The sequence below is a fragment of the Klebsiella michiganensis genome, from assembly GCF_002925905.1.
Classification (GTDB): domain Bacteria; phylum Pseudomonadota; class Gammaproteobacteria; order Enterobacterales; family Enterobacteriaceae; genus Klebsiella; species Klebsiella michiganensis.
Window position 1 is genome coordinate 115,815 of the sequence record NZ_PRDB01000010.1, and the last position, 19,728, is coordinate 135,542.

The 19,728-nt window shown below is 53.9% G+C and carries 20 protein-coding genes and 1 other RNA gene; 13 read left to right on the top strand and 8 right to left on the bottom strand.

Features of this window, described 5'->3' with window-relative positions; genetic code table 11:
• Positions 1 to 27: 27 nt before the first annotated feature.
• Entirely contained in the window at positions 28 to 891 is an 864-nt protein-coding gene (gene tesB / locus CDA56_RS20220) for an acyl-CoA thioesterase II (RefSeq protein ID WP_004848287.1), read from the bottom strand.
• A 220-nt stretch (positions 892 to 1,111) separates the two neighbouring features.
• Here tesB and CDA56_RS20225 point away from each other — a divergent pair, with 220 nt between their 5' ends.
• Entirely contained in the window at positions 1,112 to 1,621 is a 510-nt protein-coding gene (locus CDA56_RS20225; protein WP_004848288.1) for a YbaY family lipoprotein, read from the top strand.
• 39 nt (positions 1,622 to 1,660) lie between these two features.
• On the opposite strand, the gene CDA56_RS20230 is transcribed toward CDA56_RS20225, so the two are convergent.
• On the bottom strand, positions 1,661 to 1,972 hold the full coding sequence (locus tag CDA56_RS20230) for an MGMT family protein (RefSeq protein ID WP_057173774.1): 312 nt from the start codon (positions 1,970 to 1,972) through the stop codon (positions 1,661 to 1,663).
• A gap of 65 nt (positions 1,973 to 2,037) precedes the next feature.
• Entirely contained in the window at positions 2,038 to 2,445 is a 408-nt protein-coding gene (locus CDA56_RS20235; RefSeq protein ID WP_025107156.1) for a hypothetical protein, read from the bottom strand.
• Positions 2,446 to 2,699: 254 nt separating this feature from the next.
• Between CDA56_RS20235 and ffs the strand changes: the two genes are divergently transcribed.
• From ffs to CDA56_RS20250, 3 genes are all read left to right on the top strand, one after another.
• Positions 2,700 to 2,796: signal recognition particle sRNA small type (gene ffs, locus CDA56_RS20240), an RNA gene on the top strand.
• A gap of 315 nt (positions 2,797 to 3,111) precedes the next feature.
• The gene (locus CDA56_RS20245) at positions 3,112 to 3,369 is read left to right on the top strand and encodes a hypothetical protein (protein ID WP_004848294.1); all 258 of its coding nucleotides are present in this window, start codon (positions 3,112 to 3,114) and stop codon (positions 3,367 to 3,369) included.
• On the top strand, positions 3,366 to 3,581 hold the full coding sequence (locus tag CDA56_RS20250) for a hypothetical protein (RefSeq protein ID WP_004129860.1): 216 nt from the start codon (positions 3,366 to 3,368) through the stop codon (positions 3,579 to 3,581). The genes CDA56_RS20245 and CDA56_RS20250 overlap by 4 nt, the downstream gene beginning before the upstream one ends.
• A 133-nt stretch (positions 3,582 to 3,714) precedes the next feature.
• Here the strand turns inward: CDA56_RS20250 and yczR are convergent, their stop codons facing one another.
• On the bottom strand, positions 3,715 to 5,142 hold the full coding sequence (gene yczR, locus CDA56_RS20255; protein WP_032748270.1) for a MocR-like transcription factor YczR: 1,428 nt from the start codon (positions 5,140 to 5,142) through the stop codon (positions 3,715 to 3,717).
• 87 nt (positions 5,143 to 5,229) lie between these two features.
• On the opposite strand from yczR, the gene yczE reads away from it, so the two are divergent.
• Together yczE and CDA56_RS20265 are read left to right on the top strand one after the other, a co-directional pair.
• Positions 5,230 to 5,844, top strand: coding sequence for a membrane protein YczE (yczE, locus tag CDA56_RS20260; protein ID WP_014228193.1), 615 nt, complete (start codon positions 5,230 to 5,232; stop codon positions 5,842 to 5,844).
• A gap of 92 nt (positions 5,845 to 5,936) precedes the next feature.
• A complete protein-coding gene (locus tag CDA56_RS20265; RefSeq protein ID WP_004848301.1) occupies positions 5,937 to 6,290 on the top strand; it encodes a DUF1428 domain-containing protein in 354 nt (117 codons plus the stop codon).
• Between the two features lie 46 nt (positions 6,291 to 6,336).
• Here the strand turns inward: CDA56_RS20265 and CDA56_RS20270 are convergent, their stop codons facing one another.
• A complete protein-coding gene (locus tag CDA56_RS20270) occupies positions 6,337 to 7,233 on the bottom strand; it encodes a nickel/cobalt efflux protein RcnA (RefSeq protein WP_103815111.1) in 897 nt (298 codons plus the stop codon).
• Between the two features lie 166 nt (positions 7,234 to 7,399).
• Here CDA56_RS20270 and CDA56_RS20275 point away from each other — a divergent pair, with 166 nt between their 5' ends.
• A complete protein-coding gene (locus tag CDA56_RS20275) occupies positions 7,400 to 7,672 on the top strand; it encodes a metal-sensing transcriptional repressor (protein WP_004129869.1) in 273 nt (90 codons plus the stop codon).
• A gap of 2 nt (positions 7,673 to 7,674) precedes the next feature.
• Here CDA56_RS20275 and CDA56_RS20280 read toward each other — a convergent pair whose 3' ends face one another.
• Both CDA56_RS20280 and CDA56_RS20285 read right to left on the bottom strand, forming a co-directional pair.
• Positions 7,675 to 9,261: an EAL domain-containing protein gene (locus tag CDA56_RS20280; RefSeq protein WP_102803070.1), complete on the bottom strand. Its 1,587-nt coding sequence runs from the start codon at positions 9,259 to 9,261 to the stop codon at positions 7,675 to 7,677.
• A gap of 243 nt (positions 9,262 to 9,504) precedes the next feature.
• The gene (locus CDA56_RS20285; protein WP_004848307.1) at positions 9,505 to 10,614 is read right to left on the bottom strand and encodes an ABC transporter ATP-binding protein; all 1,110 of its coding nucleotides are present in this window, start codon (positions 10,612 to 10,614) and stop codon (positions 9,505 to 9,507) included.
• A 353-nt stretch (positions 10,615 to 10,967) separates the two neighbouring features.
• On the opposite strand from CDA56_RS20285, the gene CDA56_RS20290 reads away from it, so the two are divergent.
• The 6 genes from CDA56_RS20290 to CDA56_RS20315 all read left to right on the top strand — a co-directional run bounded on the left by CDA56_RS20290 (position 10,968) and on the right by CDA56_RS20315 (position 18,102).
• Positions 10,968 to 12,200, top strand: a complete 1,233-nt coding sequence (locus tag CDA56_RS20290; RefSeq protein ID WP_049070858.1) for a maltodextrin ABC transporter substrate-binding protein — start codon at positions 10,968 to 10,970, stop codon at positions 12,198 to 12,200.
• Between the two features lie 56 nt (positions 12,201 to 12,256).
• Positions 12,257 to 13,564: a carbohydrate ABC transporter permease gene (locus CDA56_RS20295; RefSeq protein ID WP_004848312.1), complete on the top strand. Its 1,308-nt coding sequence runs from the start codon at positions 12,257 to 12,259 to the stop codon at positions 13,562 to 13,564.
• A gap of 10 nt (positions 13,565 to 13,574) precedes the next feature.
• Positions 13,575 to 14,426, top strand: coding sequence for a sugar ABC transporter permease (locus CDA56_RS20300; protein ID WP_004848313.1), 852 nt, complete (start codon positions 13,575 to 13,577; stop codon positions 14,424 to 14,426).
• 4 nt (positions 14,427 to 14,430) lie between these two features.
• Positions 14,431 to 15,633, top strand: a complete 1,203-nt coding sequence (locus CDA56_RS20305; protein ID WP_032694156.1) for a glycoside hydrolase family 53 protein — start codon at positions 14,431 to 14,433, stop codon at positions 15,631 to 15,633.
• A 31-nt stretch (positions 15,634 to 15,664) separates the two neighbouring features.
• Complete coding sequence (locus tag CDA56_RS20310) at positions 15,665 to 17,722, top strand: beta-galactosidase (protein WP_102803072.1); 2,058 nt, start codon at positions 15,665 to 15,667, stop codon at positions 17,720 to 17,722.
• A gap of 65 nt (positions 17,723 to 17,787) precedes the next feature.
• The gene (locus tag CDA56_RS20315) at positions 17,788 to 18,102 is read left to right on the top strand and encodes a PTS sugar transporter subunit IIB (RefSeq protein ID WP_025107149.1); all 315 of its coding nucleotides are present in this window, start codon (positions 17,788 to 17,790) and stop codon (positions 18,100 to 18,102) included.
• 123 nt (positions 18,103 to 18,225) lie between these two features.
• Here CDA56_RS20315 and CDA56_RS20320 read toward each other — a convergent pair whose 3' ends face one another.
• A complete protein-coding gene (locus tag CDA56_RS20320) occupies positions 18,226 to 19,497 on the bottom strand; it encodes a maltoporin (protein WP_014228201.1) in 1,272 nt (423 codons plus the stop codon).
• Positions 19,498 to 19,728 lie beyond the last annotated feature (231 nt).

The window sequence follows — 19,728 nt, forward strand, 5'->3', positions numbered from 1 at the left end:
GCCTCCCCTCGGGGAGGCTCTGCTTTTTTATGCGTTGCGATTACGCATGACGCCTTCCTGCACCGTGGAAGCCACCAGCGTACCGTCCTGAGTGTAGAACTCGCCGCGGACAAAACCGCGCGCGCTGGAGGCGGAGGTGCTCTCAACGCTGTACAGCAGCCAGTCGTTGATGTTGAACGGGCGGTGGAACCACATTGAGTGATCGATGGTGGCAACCTGCATACCCGGCTCCAGAAAACCGACGCCGTGAGGCTGCAGGGCAACGGGCAGGAAGTTAAAATCCGAAGCGTAGCCCAGCAGAGACTGATGGGTGCGGAGATCTTCCGGCACTGCGCCGTTGGCGCGGATCCAGACCTGACGCGTTGGTTCTGCAACGTGTCCTTTCAGAGGGTTATGGAATTCGACCGGGCGAATCTCCAGCGGTTTATCGCAGAGAAATTTCTCTTTGACCTGCGGCGGCAGCAGGTGGGCCAGCTTGCGGGCAATATCCGTTTCGGAGGGAAGCGCGTCCGGAGCGGGTGCCGCTGGCATAGTTTTCTGATGTTCATAGCCGGGTTCTGGCGCCTGGAAAGAGGCGGTCATATAGAAAATGGGCTTCCCGTTTTGAATCGCCGCCACCCGGCGGGCGCTGAAGCTATTGCCATCGCGCAGGACTTCAACATCATAGATGATAGGTTTCAGGCTATCGCCGGGACGCAGGAAGTAGCTGTGAAACGAGTGAATCAGGCGTTCTGAGGGCACCGTCTCTTTTGCCGCATACAGCGCCTGACCCACTACCTGGCCGCCAAAGACCTGTCGCAATCCCAGATCTTCGCTCTGTCCGCGGAACAATCCCTCTTCAATTTTTTCCAGATTTAACAATGCCAGCAAATGGGTTAGTGCCTGACTCATAGTTATCCTCAATCAATGATGACTGCCTGGCGCAGCGCGTTATTGAGGCAAAGTATAACCTGGAATCGCAAGTGGTCCGATGGGTTCAATAATCTGAATATGGGCTCTTTTCCAGGAAGAGATCTGAGATCTGTGCCACACTTATTCACGATACTAATGTCCTGTCCCCGATTGTGGCTGGATGTACTCCTGTTAAAGAAGGGATGAAAAGGAGAAAAGAATGAAATTTGCCTATATGTTAAGTGCTTTAGCCGTAGCGGCTACGCTGTCTGCCTGTGCGAACAACCACAACAGCAATGCAGCGAACCAGGCGGCGCCCGATCCTTATGGCATTGCCTCACTAAGCTCCTCGCAGCAGCAGCCTAACGTATCCGGGACCATCAATATTCGACAGCGCGTGGCGTTACCGCCGGACGCGGTATTGACCGTAACCCTGTCGGATGCGTCTCTGGCCGATGCGCCAGCGCACGTGCTGTCGCAAAAAGCGGTAAGGACCGAAGGGAAGCAGGCGCCGTTTAACTTTGTCCTGCCCTATAACCAGGCGCAAATTCAGCCTAATGCCCGCATTCTTCTCAGCGCGGCGATTACCGTTAACGGTCAGCTGATGTTTATTACCGATACCGTGCAGACGGTGATTAACCAGGGCGGTAACCGGGCCGATCTGGTGCTGGTGCCGGTTCAGCAAACGGCGGTGCCGGTGGCGAACAACAGCGCTCCTGCTGCCCAGTAACTCCCCACCATGCCCCTTTACAGGGGCATTTTTTTGCCTTCAATAAATCCAGCGGTAGTGCTGCAGATCAATATGTCCGTTGCCTGAAACCTGGACGCCCTCCGCCAGTAGCGCCTGGCGTTGGCGCTGCAGATCTGGTCCGGTAAGGGAGATATCGCCGTGGCGGTTGACGACCCGATGCCAGGGGAGAGTCGATCCTTCCGGCAGGCGCTTTAATACTCCGCCCACCTGGCGAGCCGCTCGCGGTGAACCCGCCAGCTGAGCAATGTCGCCGTAGGTGGCAACGTATCCCTCTGGAATCGAGGCGACTATCTGCCAGACCCGCTGCGGAAAAGTATCGTGAGAATCCATAGTACGTCCTGTTGCCGGAAAAGGCTCAGGATAAGCGTTGTATGACGGGCTGTACAGATAGCGGGTCAGGCCGATTTAACGATGGTAAATTCCAGCGCCAGACCCAGCACCTGCATGCCATGAACATTTTCATTCGCCGTATTGCTCAGCAGTGTTTCAAGAAACTTCAGGCGTTTTGACTGGGCGTTAATCACCAGCTTTGCGCGCATTGCCGGAAGCTTAAGCGTTGATATCGGATACACCACGCGACCGCTGACGTCGATGGGGAGTTTACGTAATTCAATGTGCTGAAGGACGCCGACGGTAGAGTAGAGCAGCGCGACCGGGGTGACGGCGAGCAGCTGATTATTGCTAATCGTCACAAAATCGAGGATGACCTCCGGACGCAGAAAGTTTAAACCGCGGAAGGAAACGGTCACTTCGGCGATGGCCGGCATCGCCAGGGTAGTGATTAAACGCGGTGATTCACTCATTCATATACCATTGAGACAGTGCGTTGATTAAAAAAGACGGTAGATAAGCCTCATTATGGCCGCTGGCGAGGATTTCCGCTGAGAGTGTGCTCGCAATCTCATAAGGGGATCGGGGCCATTTTACGCTGAGAAGCCGCTGTAGACGCGACTTTGCGCAATAAACCAGCACCCAATCGCCGGCGGCTTGCAATTCAGGGGTTCAGCAGGGATAATGCGCCAGCGCGTTAGGTAACTAACGCTCTCAATGGGGGCTCTGTTGGTTCTCCCGCAACGCTACTCTGTTTACCAGGTCAGGTCCGGAAGGAAGCAGCCAGAGCAGACGACGTGTGTGCCGGGATGTAGCTGGCAGGGCCCCCACCCATTTCAGGGTACCCTCTCGCTATTCGCATTCATTCCATGGTTTCCCTCAGCCTTCATATTTAATATCCACAGATATATTGTGAGTATTTTTGGTTTCTAAACCCTCTATTTTTTATGCCAAAAAATTCACTACGTCATAAATTTGAAATTTAACTGAAATATTATTGTCATCTTTATGTCATATATAACGTGCAGATTATTCATGGGAAAATGTTGTTTGATATAAGCTAAAAATATATCTCTGGATCAGCATGTTAACTTCGTGTATTAATTATATGATGATTTTATTTCACGGGAAGCGTGACTATGACCACTGTGGTTCTGAACGTAAAAATTGATGGCGAGTTAAAAGAAAAGCTGCGTCAGTATGCGGAAGAAAATAACGAAAATTTAGGAACAGCTACGGAGAAACTGCTGCTGCTGGCCTTTCAGGTAGCGGAATCAGCAGACGAGGCGGGGGTTTCGGAAGAAGATATCGATAGCCAGCATACCGAAGAGGAAGCGTCTCCATTAACCCCTAAAGAAATCAAAGCATTACGTAAAATTCTGAAGAAGAAAAAATGAAACAACAACTCTCTACAGCCAGCAACTATAGCGAAGCCTGCGATATGCTGCGTTCCGGATACGTTAAGCACGTACGCCTGAACTGGAATATCGGTAGCGATGAGTTCTTTCGCATTGCCTCCGACTGGTGTGACACAGGGGCAAAAATAAAAAAAGATGAAGACGGCTTTATTATTTCTCTGAAAGGGTTTCCGATCCCGCGTCAGCATTAATGAAACTATTGCAATTTTGTCATCGGGCTGACACGTCAGAAAGACAAAATTGAAGCGCAATTTTATAAAAACATCTCATATGCGTCATGGATGATGGTTTTTGACGGGCTGGCTCCAGCCCGTCGATATTTTCTTAAATGATTTTCCTCAGGCGGAAACTCTCTTTCTGCTCAGTCAGACTATGCCACAACGGCTGCAATGTCGTAAACGCGCTGCGCAGTTCGTCATCCGAAAGGGTAAAGGGCAAACGCAAATAGCGATCAAACGCGCCGGCCAGGCCAAAGCGAGTTCCCGTCCCGATGTGAATTCCCCGGCTTTCAGCGCGAACGGAAAAGAGCGTCGCCAGCATTCCCGGTAATTCCACCCAAAAAGAGAGTCCTCCTTCCGGCGGCGTGAAGTGCCAGTGGGGAAAATATTCCGCCATCAGCGCGCCGCACATATCCCGGCGAGTCGCCAGCATGGCGCGCCGTGACGGTAGCAGCCTGTTCTCATTCTCAAGCAACCAGCAGCAGGCCAGCTGTTCCAGCAGCGGGGAGCCGAGATCGAGAGAGTCGCGGGCCTGAACCAGCGAAGCAATGGTTCGCGAAGAAGCGCGGATCCAACCTATTCGCAGGCCGCCCCAGAAGCTTTTTCCCGCTGAACCGATGGTTATCACCGGGGCATCAGGATTAAATGCCGCTAAAGGCGGCGGCGGCGGGGCGTCATACCATAAATCCACCATCGTTTCGTCTGCCACCAGCGTGGTGCGGGTTTGTGCGGCGATGTCCGCTACCCGCTGGCGCGTTGCGCTATCCATACAGCGGCCGGTGGGATTATGAAAATCCGGCATCAGCCAGGCCAGACGCGGAGCCGTTTGGGCAATCGTTGCCGCCAGACCATCGCAATCCCATCCCTGCTGCGGTAACGCCACGCTAACCGGACGACATGATGCGCCCTGTATCGCGCTAAGCGCCATGGGGTAAGTTGGCGCATCCACCACCACCCGATCGCCGGGCCCGGTGAATAAACGCAGTACCAGCGCAAAGCCGCTAAGCGCCCCGTTGACGATCATCACTTCATCGCTGCGGGTTGGCAGCCCGCGTTCGCTATAGCGGCGGGCGATGGCTTCGCGCAGAAGCGGGAGCCCTTGTTGATCGTAACCGGTGTTGGATAAATGTTCAGGCATGATCTTTAAGGCCTGGCTGTAGGCCTGATGGATCTCGGGGCCGGCGCTAAGGGCGGCAACGGCCAGATTCACCGATAGCGGGTCCGTTTGTTTGGCCGCCGCCTCTACCGGACGCTCCGGCAAGGCGATCCGCGAACCGCTTCCCTGACGGCTGTAGAGATAGCCTTCTTCCCGAAGCTGACCCAGCGCGCTGGCAACCGTGGTGCGGCTGATATTCAGGGCAGCCGCCAGTTCACGTTCGCCGGGCAGTCGCGTTTCCAGCGCCAGGCGGCCATCGAGGATGAGCAGGCGCAGCGCTTCTGCAAGCTGACGCCAGATAGGCGTGCGAGAAGTGGACTCCTGCCAGTGACCGAGCAGCCGTACCAGCGATTGTGCACCAAAGCGACGAGATAACATAGCAATCCACTTTTTAAAAACTGGCCATTAATTATCAATCCATTTTTACTGATGATAAGGGAAATCGCAATTGCCCTGAGGTGAAAAATGGTACGTCGCTTGCTGCAACTTTACATTGGTCTGGTCCTGTACGGCGTGTCGACCGCGTTATTTGTGCATGCCAATCTGGGGGCCGATCCGTGGGATGTTTTTCATCTGGGGATCGGTAAGCAGTTTAATCTGGATTTTGGTACGGTCATGATCCTGACGGGAGCGGCAGTGCTGCTGCTGTGGATCCCGCTACGGCAAATGCCGGGGCTGGGTACGGTGAGCAACGTGATTGTGCTGGGGCTGGCGGCAAACGCGACCTTAGCCGTGCTGCCGCCGTTGGATTCGCTGGTGGCGCGTAGCCTGCTGCTGGCGGGCGCTATCGTACTGAATGCGCTGGCGACGGGGATGTATATTGGCGCGGGCTTTGGTCCCGGGCCGCGCGATGGGCTGATGACCGGTCTGCATGCTCGTACGGGGTGGTCGCTGCGCGGTATCCGCACCGCGATTGAAGTTTCGGTCCTGCTGATTGGCTGGATGATGGGCGGCAAGTTTGGCGTGGGAACCGTACTCTATGCGTTAACTATCGGCCCGCTAATCCAGCTGTGTCTGCCGTGGTTTCATCAGCCAGCCGCGCGGAAGGCTCTGGCGAAACCCGGTGAGGCTATCTCCTGATTTTACGCTGCCATCAGACCTGGAGACTAAACTTATCAATTCAGATACGGCCGGATTCTCCGGCCGTACTGTTCACTTCGGAGAGCAGACTCATGAAGTACGTTGATGGTTTTGTCGTTGCCGTACCGGCGGAAAATAAGGAGGCATACCGCGAGATGGCAGCAAAGGCCGCGCCATTATTTAAAGAGTTTGGCGCACTCCGCGTGGTCGAGTGCTGGGCGGATGATGTCCCGGATGGCAAGCTGACCGATTTTCGCCTGGCGGTGAAAGCGGAGGAGAGTGAAGAGGTGGTGTTCAGCTGGATTGAGTATCCCTCTAAAGAGGTTCGCGATGCCGCGAATGCCAAAATGATGGCCGACCCGCGGATGAAAGAGTTTGGCGAATCGATGCCCTTTGATGGAAAACGAATGATATACGGCGGCTTTGCCCCGCTTCTGGATGAGTAATTCATCTTTGCCATCCCCATAGCTTTTGGGGATGGCGATAGACGCGCTACAGATGACTCCAGCCATGCAGCAGCATATAAAAACCCACCACCATAATCAGGGTGCCGGAAATCCACGGCGCTTTGCGCGAGAGATCGTTCAGCCCGGGCCAGCGGTTTGCCATGTGCTTCAGGCTGAGGGCGGCAATTGCGCCGGAAGCCACCAGGGTGATCGCCAGCCCAACGCTAAACCCCAGTACCAGGGTTGCCCCCAGCGAGAACTTTTTCAACTGCAGGCAAATGAGCAGTACGGTAATGGATGCCGGGCAGGGAATGAGTCCCCCCGTCAGTCCGAACAAGACGATCTGCCCGGTGGTGACCCGCTGGCCGTTAAAGCGGCGATTGATCGCTTGCGCATGCGCGCGCTGATGGGCGTCCTGCCAGTCATCGGCGGCAACCCGCGAAGGTTGGTGAGCGTGAGGATGATGTTGATGCGCAAGGTGGCGATCGTGATGATGTTCATGTTCATGTTCATGTTCATGTTCATGGTCATGGTCATGGTCATGGTCATGGGTATGGTCATGGGTATGGTCATGGGTATGGTCATGGGTATGGGTATGTGAACGCGATTCGCGCCAGGTACGCGCCAGCATCCAGCAGGCAATCAGTACGATAAGGCCCCCTGAGATCAGCTGAAACCAGGGTTCCGACGTTTGTGCATTCCAGCCGCGGCCGAACCACAGGCCTGCCATGGCCACCAGCCAGACCACCGCCGTATGCGATACCGTCGCCGCCAACCCCAGCAGCACCGCCTGCTTTAATGTTCCCCGCACCGCCACGATAAATGCCGCCATCATGGTTTTTGAGTGCCCGGGCTCAAGGCCGTGCAGCGCGCCCAGCAGAATCGCGCTGGGAATAAATAGCCAGGCGTTGCCCTGCTGCAAGAGTGAAGCGAAATCGTTCATAACGTGATCCCTAACTAAAAAGTGCTTGTATGCTACTCCCCCCCAGTACATAAATACTACCCCCAGTAGAAAAATACTCCGGGGGAGTAGGGCATGTTATGCTGTTCTGATTGCATACAAGGGTCGTTAGTGGAAACGATCGATTAATCAAATAGTGGATCGCGAAATGTCACATACCGTTCGTCACAAGAAGATGTTATTGACCCGATTGAAGAAAATTCAGGGGCAAAGCGCCGCGCTGGAAAAAATGCTTAACCGCGAGCATGAATGCGCAGAGGTTCTACAGCAGCTGGCTGCCATTCGCGGTGCGGTAAACGGCATGATGATGCAGGTTATCCAGGGACATTTAACGGATCATGTCGTGAAGGAGCCGGAAGAAGGTCAGCGTGAGGCTGACCTTGATGTGGTGATGCAGGTGATAAAATCCTATCTGAAATAGGCTCAGTCATCATGTGTTCCGGACGGCGATGAATACGCCTTAAGGTTATTCTCGGCCCACAGAATAAATTTCTCTTTTGGCAGCGCCTTACTATAAAGCCAGCCCTGGGCATACAGCACGCCATGCATGCGCAGCCAGTCGCGTTGGCTTTCGGTTTCGACGCCTTCTGCGACGGTCGCCAGATTGAGCGCTTTCGCCATTTCAATGATGTGCGGCGTCAGCGATTCACACTCCAGCGTATCGACAAATGCTTTATCGATTTTCAGGGTATCAACGTCCAGCTTTTGTAAATAGCTCAGGCTGGAATAGCCGGTGCCGAAGTCATCGATGGAGATACGGTGTCCGGCCTGACGATAGCCGGCGATGACTGGCAGAGTGGTTTGCGGGTCGACAAAACCGCGCTCGGTGATTTCCAGAATGATCTGCTGAGCGCTGATGCCCCAGCGCTGAAGCTGCTCTTGTAACAGCATCGGCAGCCTTGGCGAACGCAAATCATCAACCGACAGGTTTATCGAGATGTGTATCTCCGGGCGCTGCCGCAGCCAGGTACCGAGTTCGGTAAAAATTTTCCGTACAATATCTTCGGTTAAGCGGGTAATCAGCCCGGTTTGTTCGGCAAGCGGAATAAAAATATCCGGCGATAAGAAACTGCCATCGGGCTGCCTCCAGCGAGCAAGCGCCTCCGCGCCGACGATCTTTCCACTCTGCAGCGAAATAATGGGCTGGTAATAAACCTGGATGGCATGAGAATTCAGCGCGTCCAGCATCCCATTACGCGGTGAGCGCAGCCTCCGCAGCAGGCGAAGCAGCAGAAATGAGGCCAGAAGGCTGGTGAACAGACCAATCGGCAGCCACAGCATCAGCTGCTGATGTAGCTTTTTCTGCAGCGGCACCGTCGAGGACCAGGTGGCAATGGCCAGCCCCAACTCCGGGAGACGATGAAGACGATAAACGGTGCTATCGAGGGTTAGGGTCCTGGCATACTGATGCTTAATTTTCTCCCAGACGGCAGCGTTGAGCGGTTTACTGCTAATGATGATTTGATCGCGCTGCGTGCCGAACAAGAGCGTGTGAATCTCTTCATGGCCTAATGGAATGACATCGATAAACGACACGGGATCGATCATCACCACGTGATGCTCGCTGCCCATGGCCGTCATTTTATGTTTCAGACCCAGATCGTTAACTGAGGTAAGCCAGGTACGATAGCCATCGGCCGTGATGTGGTCGGGAGCAGGAAAGGTAACCGAAACCTGATGATCTTCGAGGGAAGAGCACTGCGGAATACCCTCATGTAACCACAGCACTTCCTGAACGTAGCGATGGGTATAGGCGATCCGTCGCATCGTGAGCAAATGCTGCGGACTGCAGGTGGTAGCCGCATGCGCATCAGCTTCGTTCAGCGCCTCTCTTGCCTGATCGGCAACCTGCTGAACGCGGGCCAGTACGCGGACGGAAAAGTTGTCCAGTTCGCTATAAAATTGCTCTTTGGCCTGCTGCATTGCCAGCCAGATGCTCAGCGCGACCGGCAGGATAATGGCCAGTATCAATACCCCTGTAACCAGACTCACCTGATGCCGGGTCGTCATGAGTATTTCCTTATTTTATTGAGGGGTTCGATGAGTATACGCGAAAGATAAAAGAGGGTTCAGCACAGGGTAGAAAAAGGCCCGAACCGCAAGATAGCAACGAATTCGGGCTAACAGTGGATGAACCGCGACGCCCAAGGCCTGGAGCGTCGCGGAGAAAAACGAGGGCTGGTATGCTGGCAATAAGCGTTGTCAGCACAGATTCATATTCTAAAGCGCAATCATGACAGTCATATGTTGCGCTTAATGGGCGTCCGGCGCAGCGATGTCAGCGCTAATCCGCTGGTCGTTTTCGTCGAAGACCATGCAGTAGCGATCGTCAAACGCGACCCTTATCTTCTGCCATGGACGGAAATGAACGTCGCCGGGCAGCAGAATTTTGACGTTATCGTGGCCGTAGCACTGGCCGAACAGATAGGTGTTGTTACCCAGTCTCTCCACGACTTCACATTGAAACTCAACTACGGTACCGATATTCACATCAGTTGAGAGATGTTCAGGGCGAATACCGAGGGTAACGGCAGCGCCGGGCTGCAGCGGCGATGTGGTGATATTGAGCGTCAGATTATGATCTTGCGCCATCTTCACGCTAAGCTGGCCCGGCTGCCATGCGGTGACCGTCGCGGGCAGGAAGTTCATTTTCGGCGAACCGATAAATCCCGCAACGAACTTATTGACCGGGTTGTAATACAGCGACATCGGCGAACCCATCTGCTCAACTTTGCCGTAGTTCATTACCACGATTTTATCGGCCAGCGTCATCGCTTCAACCTGATCGTGGGTGACATAAACCATGGTGGTTTTGAGTTCATGATGCAGTTTAGCAATATGCAGGCGCATCTCAACGCGCAGCTCGGCATCCAGGTTGGAGAGGGGTTCATCAAACATAAACACCCGTGGATTACGCACGATGGCGCGACCGATCGCCACGCGCTGGCGCTGGCCGCCGGAAAGCTGCTTAGGTTTGCGATCCAGCAGATGAGAGAGCTGCAGCGTTTTCGCCACCATTTCAACCTGGCGGCGAATTTCATCTTTTGGCACTTTATTCACCTTCAGGCCATAGCCCATATTTTCCGCTACCGTCATATGCGGGTAGAGCGCATAGGACTGGAATACCATGGCGACGCCGCGATGGGCAGGAACGACATCATTCATCACCTCATCGCCAATAAGCACTTCACCTTCGCTCACCTCTTCGAGACCGGCAATCATTCGCAGTAGCGTCGATTTGCCGCAGCCTGACGGACCGACGAAAACCGCAAACTCGCCATCTTCAATATCAAGATTTACCTGATGCAGCGTCACTGTACTGCCGAACCGTTTGGTGACATTCCTCAGTCGTATATTGGACATCAACACTCCCCGGGTTAGTAGCCGTTTTTGCCGTTGGGATTTGGGCTGTGACGCATTATTTGTATAACGTGTAACAATTCAGCCTGGCGATGCTCAACGACACTAAAATCATGCAGTGACTATAACTTCCAGAGTTTTAGCGCCCTATATCGATGTTTCATTTCTGCAATCACGATCACACAACTGGCAGCTTTCAGTAGTTTTGTCAGCATTCAAAGCGTACCGTATAACAAATCAGGAATAACGGCATATTTGTTTATGAATCACCGTTTATCAGTTAACTGAAAGATTCTCGGAAGTCACATCGCCCAATAAAAACCATTAAATTGTTATACCTTCACATGAGGTTGATAATGAAAAAGAACACTCTTGCTGCACTGATCCTTACTACTCTGGCTGCCGGGCAGCTGGTTAGCCTGCAGGCGCACGCGGCCGGACAGCTCAACGTCTGGGAAGACATCAAAAAATCCGACGGCATTAAGGCCGCGGTAAGCGATTTTGAAAAGCAGTTCAACGTTAAGGTGAACGTGCAGGAAATGCCGTACGCCCAGCAGCTTGAAAAGCTGCGCCTTGATGGCCCGGCGGGCATTGGCCCGGACGTGCTGGTGATCCCTAATGACCAGCTAGGCGGTGCGGTCGTCCAGGGACTGCTGTCTCCCCTGACGCTGGACCAGGCGAAGCAGGAGGCCTTTACGCCGGCATCAATCAACGCGTTCCATATGGATAACGTGCTTTACGGCGTACCGAAAGCGGTGGAAACCTTGGTGCTGATTTACAACAAAGACCTGATCGATAAGCCGCTGGATAGCCTGCAGGACTGGTTCGACTATTCGAAGAAGCAGCGCGAAGAGGGTAAGTACGGCCTGCTGGCGAAGTTTGACCAGATCTATTACAGCTGGGGCGCTATTGGCCCAATGGGCGGCTATATCTTTGGCAAAAACGACAAAGGCGGCTTCAACCCGCAGGATGTCGGCCTGAATAAGCCAGGCGCGGTGGAAGCGGTGACTTTCCTGAAAAAATTCTACACCGACAAGGTATTCCCGGCGGGGATCCTCGGCGATAACGGGCTGAACGCCATCGACTCGCTGTTCACCGAGAAGAAAGCGGCTGCGGTGATTAACGGCCCGTGGGCCTTCCAGCCGTATGAAGCGGCAGGCATTCATTATGGCGTCGCGCCTTTGCCGACGCTGCCGGATGGCAAACCGATGAGCTCCTTCCTCGGCGTGAAGGGCTATGTCGTCTCGACGTGGAGTAAAGATAAAGCGCTGGCGCAGCAGTTTATCGAGTTCATCAACCAGCCGCAGTACGTGAAAGCGCGCTATGTCGCCACCGGGGAAATCCCGCCGCTGAAGGCCATGATTGACGATCCGCTGATTAAGAATGACGAAAAGGCCAGCGCGGTGGCGGTGCAGTCAGCGCGGGCGACGGCGATGCCCGGGATCCCAGAAATGGGAGAGGTATGGGGCCCGGCGAACGCCGCGCTCGAGCTTAGCCTGACCGGTAAACAGGAGCCGAAGGCGGCGCTCGATAACGCTGAAAAGCAGATCAAGATGCAGATCGAAGCCATGCAGGCCAGCAATCAATAATCCGGTGATGTAACAGAACGGGAGGGCCGTCCTCCCGTTTTCAGAAGGAGTCGTGTGTGATTATCAATCCCAGCGAAAATATTGCCGAAGCGCGCGGCGCAGGACGCCATGCGTGGTGCGGCCTGTTGCTGGCTATCGTGCCGGGTTTTGGGCAGTTTTATCACCGCCAGTGGCTGAAGGGGATTGTCTTCCTGGTGCTGCTGAGCAGTTTTATGAGCATTTTCTATGACTTTCTCAGCGAAGGCCTGTGGGGGTTATATACCTTAGGCGAGGAAGTCCCGCGGGATAACTCTATTTTCCTGCTGGCGGAAGGGATAATCAGCGTACTGATTATCGCATTCGGTTTGTTGGTCTATTTCCTCTCGCTGCGCGATGCCTGGGTTAACGGCAAAAAGCGCGATGAAGGCATGGCGCTGAATAGCGTACGCAAGCAGTATCAGATGCTGCTCAGCGAGGGTTTCCCGTATCTGATGATCACGCCCGGCTTCATACTGCTGGTGTTTGTGGTCATCTTCCCGATCCTGTTTGGTTTTGCTATCGCCTTTACTAACTACAACCTTTATCACACGCCGCCGGCGAAGCTGGTGGATTGGGTGGGATTCAAAAACTTCATCAATATTTTCACATTATCCATCTGGCGCTCGACCTTCTTTGACGTACTGCAGTGGACGGTGGTGTGGACGCTGCTGGCGACGACCCTGCAATGTACCGTCGGCGTGCTGCTGGCGATTCTGGTCAACCAGAAAGATCTGCGCTTTAAGCCGATGATCCGCACAATTTTCATTCTGCCGTGGGCGGTGCCGGGCTTCGTGACGATTCTGGTTTTTGCCGGCATGTTCAATGATTCATTCGGGGTGATTAACAACGCCATTTTGTCCTTCTTTGGCATCACGCCGAAGGCCTGGCTGACCGACCCGTTCTGGACTAAAACGGCGCTGATCATGATGCAAACCTGGCTGGGCTTTCCGTTTGTTTTCGCCATGACCACCGGCGTCCTGCAGGCGATCCCGGACGATCTGTATGAAGCGGCCACCATGGATGGCGCCAGCGCGTTTACCCGCCTGCGGACCATTACTCTGCCGCTGGTGCTCTACTCCATTGCGCCGATCATCATCACTCAGTACACCTTCAATTTTAACAACTTCAATATCATCTACCTGTTCAATAACGGCGGACCGGCGGTAGCCGGGTCGAATGCCGGCGGTACGGATATTCTGGTGTCGTGGATCTACAAATTAACGATGTCGTCTTCGCAATACGCCATCGCGGCCACCATCACGATTCTGCTGTCGATTTTTGTCGTCGGCCTGGCGTTGTGGCAGTTCCGCGCCACGAAATCCTTCAAAAACGACGACATGGCGTAAGGGAAGCAATATGGCTAAATCACCGAGTATTAAACGCGAAAAGTGGATTCGCCTGTCTCTCACCTGGCTGGTGGTCCTCTTTGTATCGACGATCATTATATATCCGCTGGTCTGGACGGTAGGGGCGTCTCTGAACGCCGGGAACAGTCTGCTGAGTACGTCGATTATTCCTGAAAACCTGTCGTTCCAGCATTACGCGGATCTGTTTAACGGCAATGTGAATTATCTCACCTGGTACTGGAACTCGATGAAAATCAGCTTCATGACCATGGCGTTGACCTTAATCAGCGTGAGCTTCACGGCCTATGCGTTCTCCCGGTTTCGTTTCAAAGGGCGGCAGAACGGGCTGATGCTGTTTCTGCTGCTGCAGATGATCCCGCAGTTCTCGGCGCTGATTGCGATCTTTGTTCTCTCTCAGCTGCTGGGGTTGATCAATAGCCATCTGGCGCTGGTGCTGATCTACGTTGGCGGCATGATCCCGATGAATACCTGGCTCATGAAGGGGTATCTGGACGCGATCCCCAAAGATCTGGATGAATCCGCGCGGATGGATGGCGCCAGCAGCTTCCGCATCTTTATCGAAATCATTATGCCGCTGTCGAAGCCGATTCTGGCGGTGGTGGCGCTGTTTTCATTTACCGGCCCGCTGGGGGACTTCATCCTCTCCAGCACCATTTTGCGTACCCCGGATAAATACACGCTGCCGATTGGCCTGTATAACCTGGTGGCGCAGAAAATGGGCGCCAGCTACACCACCTACGCGGCGGGCGCGGTGCTGATTGCCGTCCCGGTGGCAATTCTCTATCTGGCGCTACAAAAATACTTTGTTTCCGGCCTCACCTCAGGCAGTACAAAAGGATAACCCCATGAAAAGATTAACACCCGCGTGGCTTGCTGTTTCTCTGGCATGCTGTTTTTCCGCCGGTACGCTGGCGGCAGATGCGCTGCAAACGAAGGCGTTTAGCAATATGCCCGCTGATTTTATTAAAGGCGCGGATATCTCCACGCTGCTGGATGCGGAAAAGCACGGCGCGAAGTTCTTTAACCACAACAATCAGCCGCAGGATCCGATCGCGATTCTGAAGGCCGACGGCGTGAACTATGTTCGCCTGCGCCTGTGGGTGGATCCAAAAGACGCCCAGGGTCAGCGTTACGGCGGCGGCGATAACGATCTGGCGGCGACGCTGGCGCTGGCGAAGCGCGCAAAAGCACAGGGTATGAAGCTGCTGCTTGATTTTCACTACAGCGATTTCTGGACCGATCCGGGCAAGCAGTTCAAGCCGAAGGCCTGGGAGAAAATGGATTATCCGCAGCTGAAAACCACGATCCACGACTACACCCGCGACACGATTGCCCGCTTTAAGCAGGAGGGGGTGCTGCCGGATATGGTCCAGATCGGCAACGAGATCAACGGCGGTATGCTGTGGCCGGAGGGCAAAAGCTGGGGGCAGGGCGGCGGCGAGTTCGATCGCCTGGCGGGGCTGCTAAACGCCGCCATTGACGGCCTGAAGGAAAACCTCACCGGCGGCGAGCAGATTAAAATTATGCTTCATCTGGCCGAAGGCACGAAAAACGACACCTTCCGCTGGTGGTTTGATGAAATCAGCAAGCGCAACGTGCCTTACGACATCATTGGTCTGTCGATGTACACCTACTGGAATGGTCCGATTAGCGCGCTGAAAGCCAATATGGACGATATCAGCAAGCGCTATAACAAAGACGTGATAGTGGTGGAAGCCGCTTATGCCTATACCCTGGAAAACTGCGACAACGCCGAAAATAGTTTCCAGGCGAAAGAGGAAAAGGATGGCGGTTATCCTGCCACCGTACAGGGGCAATATAATTATATTCACGACTTAATGCAGGCCGTTGCGGACGTACCGGATCACCGCGGTAAAGGTATTTTTTATTGGGAGCCGACGTGGATTGCCGTACCGGGAAATACCTGGGCGACGCCTGCCGGAATGAAATATATCCATGATGAATGGAAAGAGGGGAATGCCCGGGAAAATCAGGCGCTGTTTGATTGCCAGGGAAAAGCATTGCCGTCGATGAAGGTATTCAATTAATTATTCAGCTTTACACTTCAGGATGTTTATTATGAAAAAATTTGCGCCTTTGAGTCCGAAGGTCAATGCGCTATTGCATGGCGCCGACTATAACCCGGAGCAGTGGGAGAACTATCCCGATATTATCGATAAAGATATTGCCATGATGCAGCAGGCAAAATGTAATGTTATGTCGGTAGGGATATTTAGCTGGGCGAAACTTGAACCTCAGGAAGGCGTATTTGAGTTTGGCTGGTTGGACAGTATTCTGGATAAACTCTATGCCGCCGGCATTCATGTCTTTCTCGCGACCCCAAGCGGCGCGCGCCCGGCCTGGATGTCGCAGAAATATCCTCAGGTCCTGCGCGTCGGTCGCGATCGGGTGCCTGCGCTGCACGGTGGACGTCATAATCACTGTATGTCGTCGCCGGTCTACCGTGATAAAACCCTGAAAATAAATTCCCTGCTGGCGGAGCGCTACTCGCAGCATCCGGCGGTGCTGGGCTGGCATATCTCCAATGAATACGGCGGAGAGTGCCACTGTAGCCTGTGCCAGGAGCGTTTCCGCGACTGGCTGAAAGCGCGCTATGAAACGCTGGATAACCTCAATCACGCCTGGTGGAGCACCTTCTGGAGCCACACCTACAGCGACTGGTCGCAGATCGAATCTCCGGCCCCGCAGGGGGAAGTCTCCATTCATGGTCTGAACCTGGACTGGCATCGCTTTAATACCGCTCAGGTGACGGACTTCTGCCGCCACGAAATTGCGCCGCTGAAAGCGGCAAATGCTGCGCTGCCGGTAACAACCAACTTTATGGAGTATTTCTACGATTACGACTACTGGCAGCTGGCGCAGGTGCTGGACTTTATCTCATGGGACAGCTACCCCATGTGGCACCGTGATAAGGATGAAACCACGCTGGCCTGCTACACCGCCATGTATCATGACATGATGCGCAGCCTGAAGGGCGGCAAACCGTTTGTGTTAATGGAATCCACCCCGAGCGCCACCAACTGGCAGCCGACCAGTAAGCTGAAGAAACCGGGAATGCATATTCTCTCTTCTCTGCAGGCGGTGGCGCACGGCGCGGATTCGGTGCAGTACTTCCAGTGGCGTAAGAGCCGCGGTTCGGTTGAGAAGTTTCATGGCGCGATTATCGATCATGTCGGTCATCTGGATACGCGCGTGGGTCGTGAAGTGACGGCGCTCGGCGAGATGTTAAGCCAGCTGCCGGGCGTCGTGGGCTGCCGGACGGATGCGAAAGTGGCGATTATCTTCGACCAGCAAAACCGCTGGGCGCTGGATGATGCTCAGGGGCCGCGAAATCTCGGCATGGAGTATGAAAATACCGTCAACGAACATTATCGTCCGTTCTGGGAACAGGGAATTGCGGTAGATATCATCGATGCCGACGTTGACCTGAGCGCATATCAACTGGTCATTGCGCCGATGCTGTATATGGTTCGTGAGGGATTTGCCGAACGCGCCGAAGCGTTTGTGGCTAACGGTGGTCATTTAGTTACAACATACTGGACAGGCATAGTGAACGAGTCCGACCTGTGCCATCTCGGCGGTTTCCCGGGCCCGCTGCGTAAACTGCTGGGCATTTGGGCGGAAGAGATTGACTGCCTGAACGACGGCGAACGCAACCTGGTACAGGGGCTGGCGGGCAATGAAGGGGGCCTGCAGGGACCGTATCAGGTACGCCATCTGTGTGAACTGATCCATGCCGAAACGGCGCAGCCGCTGGCGACCTACCGCGATGATTTTTACGCGGGAAGACCGGCGGTTACCGTCAATCACGTGGGTAAAGGTAAGGCCTGGCACGTCGCTTCGCGCAACGATCTGGCTTTCCAGCGGGACTTCTTCACCGCCATAAGTAAAGAACTGTCGCTGCCGCGTGCGGTGGCGGCCGATTTCCCGCCGGGCGTGGTGGCGACCGCACGGACGGACGGTGAAACCACCTACGTATTCCTGCAAAACTACAGCGCGCAGCAGCAGCAGGTGACCTTACCGCAGGGCTATCAGGACAGCCTCACCGGCGCGGCACTGAACGCGCCGTTGACCTTAAAAGCGTGGGATTGCCGCATTCTCAGCCGTCACGCGTAATTTTTCTCTATCCACGCCTGCTCGCAAGAGCAGGCGTTTTTTTATCTGCTTATCAGGAGTCTATTATGGTGAGTTTAAAATCCTTTCTGAATTATTTCTCCCAGTCTCGTCCGGCGGTAACGTTAAGCCCGGCGGAACAACAACAGATTGAACGTTTAATTCAGGCTTTTGGCGGCGAGGCGAATATTGTCAACGTTGACGCCTGTATCACCCGCTTACGCGTCACGGTGAATAATCTGTCGATTGTTGACTCTCAGGCGCTACAGCAGCAGGGAGCGCTTGGCGTTATTATCCTTGGGCAGCAGGTGCATGCTATTTTCGGTAAACAGTCGGATGCTTTGCGTCAATTACTTGACGAACACTTTGCCAGCCGTAAATAAAATAAAACGGGATAACGCAATAATGAGTTATCCCGAAAAGAAAACAAAGCATTCAATGGCAATAATGATTACCGGAGGGTAATTAACGACCTTACAGCTGGAGATAAAACAGTTAAATGACGACTACCACCAGGCCTCGACCTGTACACCAAAGTTCCACGTATTATTGGCAGTTTGATCTTCGAACGGTTTACCGTTTTCAGAGTCATTCAGATACGAAGCGAAAATGCGCAGTTCCGGGCGAGACATAAAGTCAGGGCCATCGGCCAGGCCCAGCGCGATGGTATATTTCTCACCGGCCTGCTTATAATCAGTATTGTTCTTGTAGCTATCTTTTTGGTAAAAGCCGCCCACTTCGCCAATCAGGCGCACGTATTCGGTGAACTGATACTGCCCACGAGCCACCAGCGACAGCATGCGCGTTTTATCCGTGTAATCGGTGATGTTGTCCGCGGAGCCCCAGGTGAGAACGTGGTTAATGGAGAACTTTTCGGTAATCGGAATTAAACCGGTATTAATCACGCGGTATCCGGTGGCGTCATTGACGTAGTTCCACATGTCGTACCAGCCGCCGCCCTGGGAAACCATGTTCTGCGCCAGCCCTTTGTTGGCGTACTGCAGCACCGTTTTGTTGTAACCACCCAGCATATCCTGGCTGATTTCACCGGTTAGCATGACGCCGTTTTCAGCATCGTATAGACCACCGTAGGAGTCCTGCTTTTTAGTGGTATTCGGCATCGCGTAGTCGATACCAAATTCGGTCCACGAACCGGCCCACGGCTTCCAGCCTGCGTAGCGCAGGTCGAGGTAGTTAATGTTGACGTTGCTATCGCCATCGACGCGGTAGTCGACGTCATTGGCATCGCCGCGGATCCAGGCAAATGAAACGGCCCCCGGGCCGAGCGTATAGTTTTCGATCCCGGCACCGGATCCGGAAATGTTCCAGTATTTGGTATCAATGATGTGGAGATCGTGGCGCTGGTAGTAGCGTTTACCGCCCCAAATGACCGCGTTCGGATCGCCGGGGACCAGCCCTTTGATTTGCAGGTTGAGCTGGCGCAGGCCGAATTGGGCATCATCATCGAGCGTGGTTTCGTTATCGTTAGAACCGTCAGAGACCATGCTGACCATGCTATCAAGATAGAAGCTAACGTCATTCTTCTTATAGACCTCTGATCCCAGCTCCAGCTCGCCGTAGGTATCGGACTCATTACCCAGACGGCCAATTTTGTTTTTTTGCCATTCGGCCTGACTACCGTCGCCGGAGACCCCAACCCCGGCGCGCATATAGCCATGAAAATCGATACCCGGAAGCGTGGCGGAAGCAGCAAACACGGATGGTGAAATCAGCGCAGCGGCCAACGCAGCGGAGAGTGTGCGCAGCGTAGTGTTCATGTCTATCCTCTTATTTTTTTGTATTACGTTCACATAACCGATGTCATAAAATGCCTAAACCCGAATTCAGGCAATTAAATGATCGCTATAGTGTGATTAACTGCAAATAAATTGGCGGGTTTTGTTACGACTAGTGAGTCCATTCACAATTTGTTGTATTGTGAGCGTAATACTTTTTGTGATGATTGTGATTCGGGGGACGCGGCGATGAGCGTTTTTTCACATTGCCCC

Bases quoted from the DNA above. Each gene is read 5' to 3' on its own strand.
- CDA56_RS20270 (WP_103815111.1), bottom strand. From the start codon at position 7,233: ATGAACGATTTCGCTTCACTCTTGCAGCAGGGCAACGCCTGGCTATTT.
- CDA56_RS20235 (WP_025107156.1), bottom strand. From the start codon at position 2,445: ATGAGTGAATCACCGCGTTTAATCACTACCCTGGCGATGCCGGCCATC.
- CDA56_RS20300 (WP_004848313.1), top strand. From the start codon at position 13,575: ATGGCTAAATCACCGAGTATTAAACGCGAAAAGTGGATTCGCCTGTCT.
- CDA56_RS20275 (WP_004129869.1), top strand. From the start codon at position 7,400: ATGTCACATACCGTTCGTCACAAGAAGATGTTATTGACCCGATTGAAG.
- CDA56_RS20230 (WP_057173774.1), bottom strand. From the start codon at position 1,972: ATGGATTCTCACGATACTTTTCCGCAGCGGGTCTGGCAGATAGTCGCC.
- CDA56_RS20310 (WP_102803072.1), top strand. From the start codon at position 15,665: ATGAAAAAATTTGCGCCTTTGAGTCCGAAGGTCAATGCGCTATTGCAT.
- CDA56_RS20315 (WP_025107149.1), top strand. From the start codon at position 17,788: ATGGTGAGTTTAAAATCCTTTCTGAATTATTTCTCCCAGTCTCGTCCG.
- CDA56_RS20250 (WP_004129860.1), top strand. From the start codon at position 3,366: ATGAAACAACAACTCTCTACAGCCAGCAACTATAGCGAAGCCTGCGAT.
- CDA56_RS20320 (WP_014228201.1), bottom strand. From the start codon at position 19,497: ATGAACACTACGCTGCGCACACTCTCCGCTGCGTTGGCCGCTGCGCTG.
- CDA56_RS20265 (WP_004848301.1), top strand. From the start codon at position 5,937: ATGAAGTACGTTGATGGTTTTGTCGTTGCCGTACCGGCGGAAAATAAG.
- CDA56_RS20245 (WP_004848294.1), top strand. From the start codon at position 3,112: ATGACCACTGTGGTTCTGAACGTAAAAATTGATGGCGAGTTAAAAGAA.
- CDA56_RS20285 (WP_004848307.1), bottom strand. From the start codon at position 10,614: ATGTCCAATATACGACTGAGGAATGTCACCAAACGGTTCGGCAGTACA.
- tesB (WP_004848287.1), bottom strand. From the start codon at position 891: ATGAGTCAGGCACTAACCCATTTGCTGGCATTGTTAAATCTGGAAAAA.
- yczR (WP_032748270.1), bottom strand. From the start codon at position 5,142: ATGTTATCTCGTCGCTTTGGTGCACAATCGCTGGTACGGCTGCTCGGT.
- yczE (WP_014228193.1), top strand. From the start codon at position 5,230: ATGGTACGTCGCTTGCTGCAACTTTACATTGGTCTGGTCCTGTACGGC.
- CDA56_RS20305 (WP_032694156.1), top strand. From the start codon at position 14,431: ATGAAAAGATTAACACCCGCGTGGCTTGCTGTTTCTCTGGCATGCTGT.
- CDA56_RS20280 (WP_102803070.1), bottom strand. From the start codon at position 9,261: ATGACGACCCGGCATCAGGTGAGTCTGGTTACAGGGGTATTGATACTG.
- CDA56_RS20290 (WP_049070858.1), top strand. From the start codon at position 10,968: ATGAAAAAGAACACTCTTGCTGCACTGATCCTTACTACTCTGGCTGCC.
- CDA56_RS20225 (WP_004848288.1), top strand. From the start codon at position 1,112: ATGAAATTTGCCTATATGTTAAGTGCTTTAGCCGTAGCGGCTACGCTG.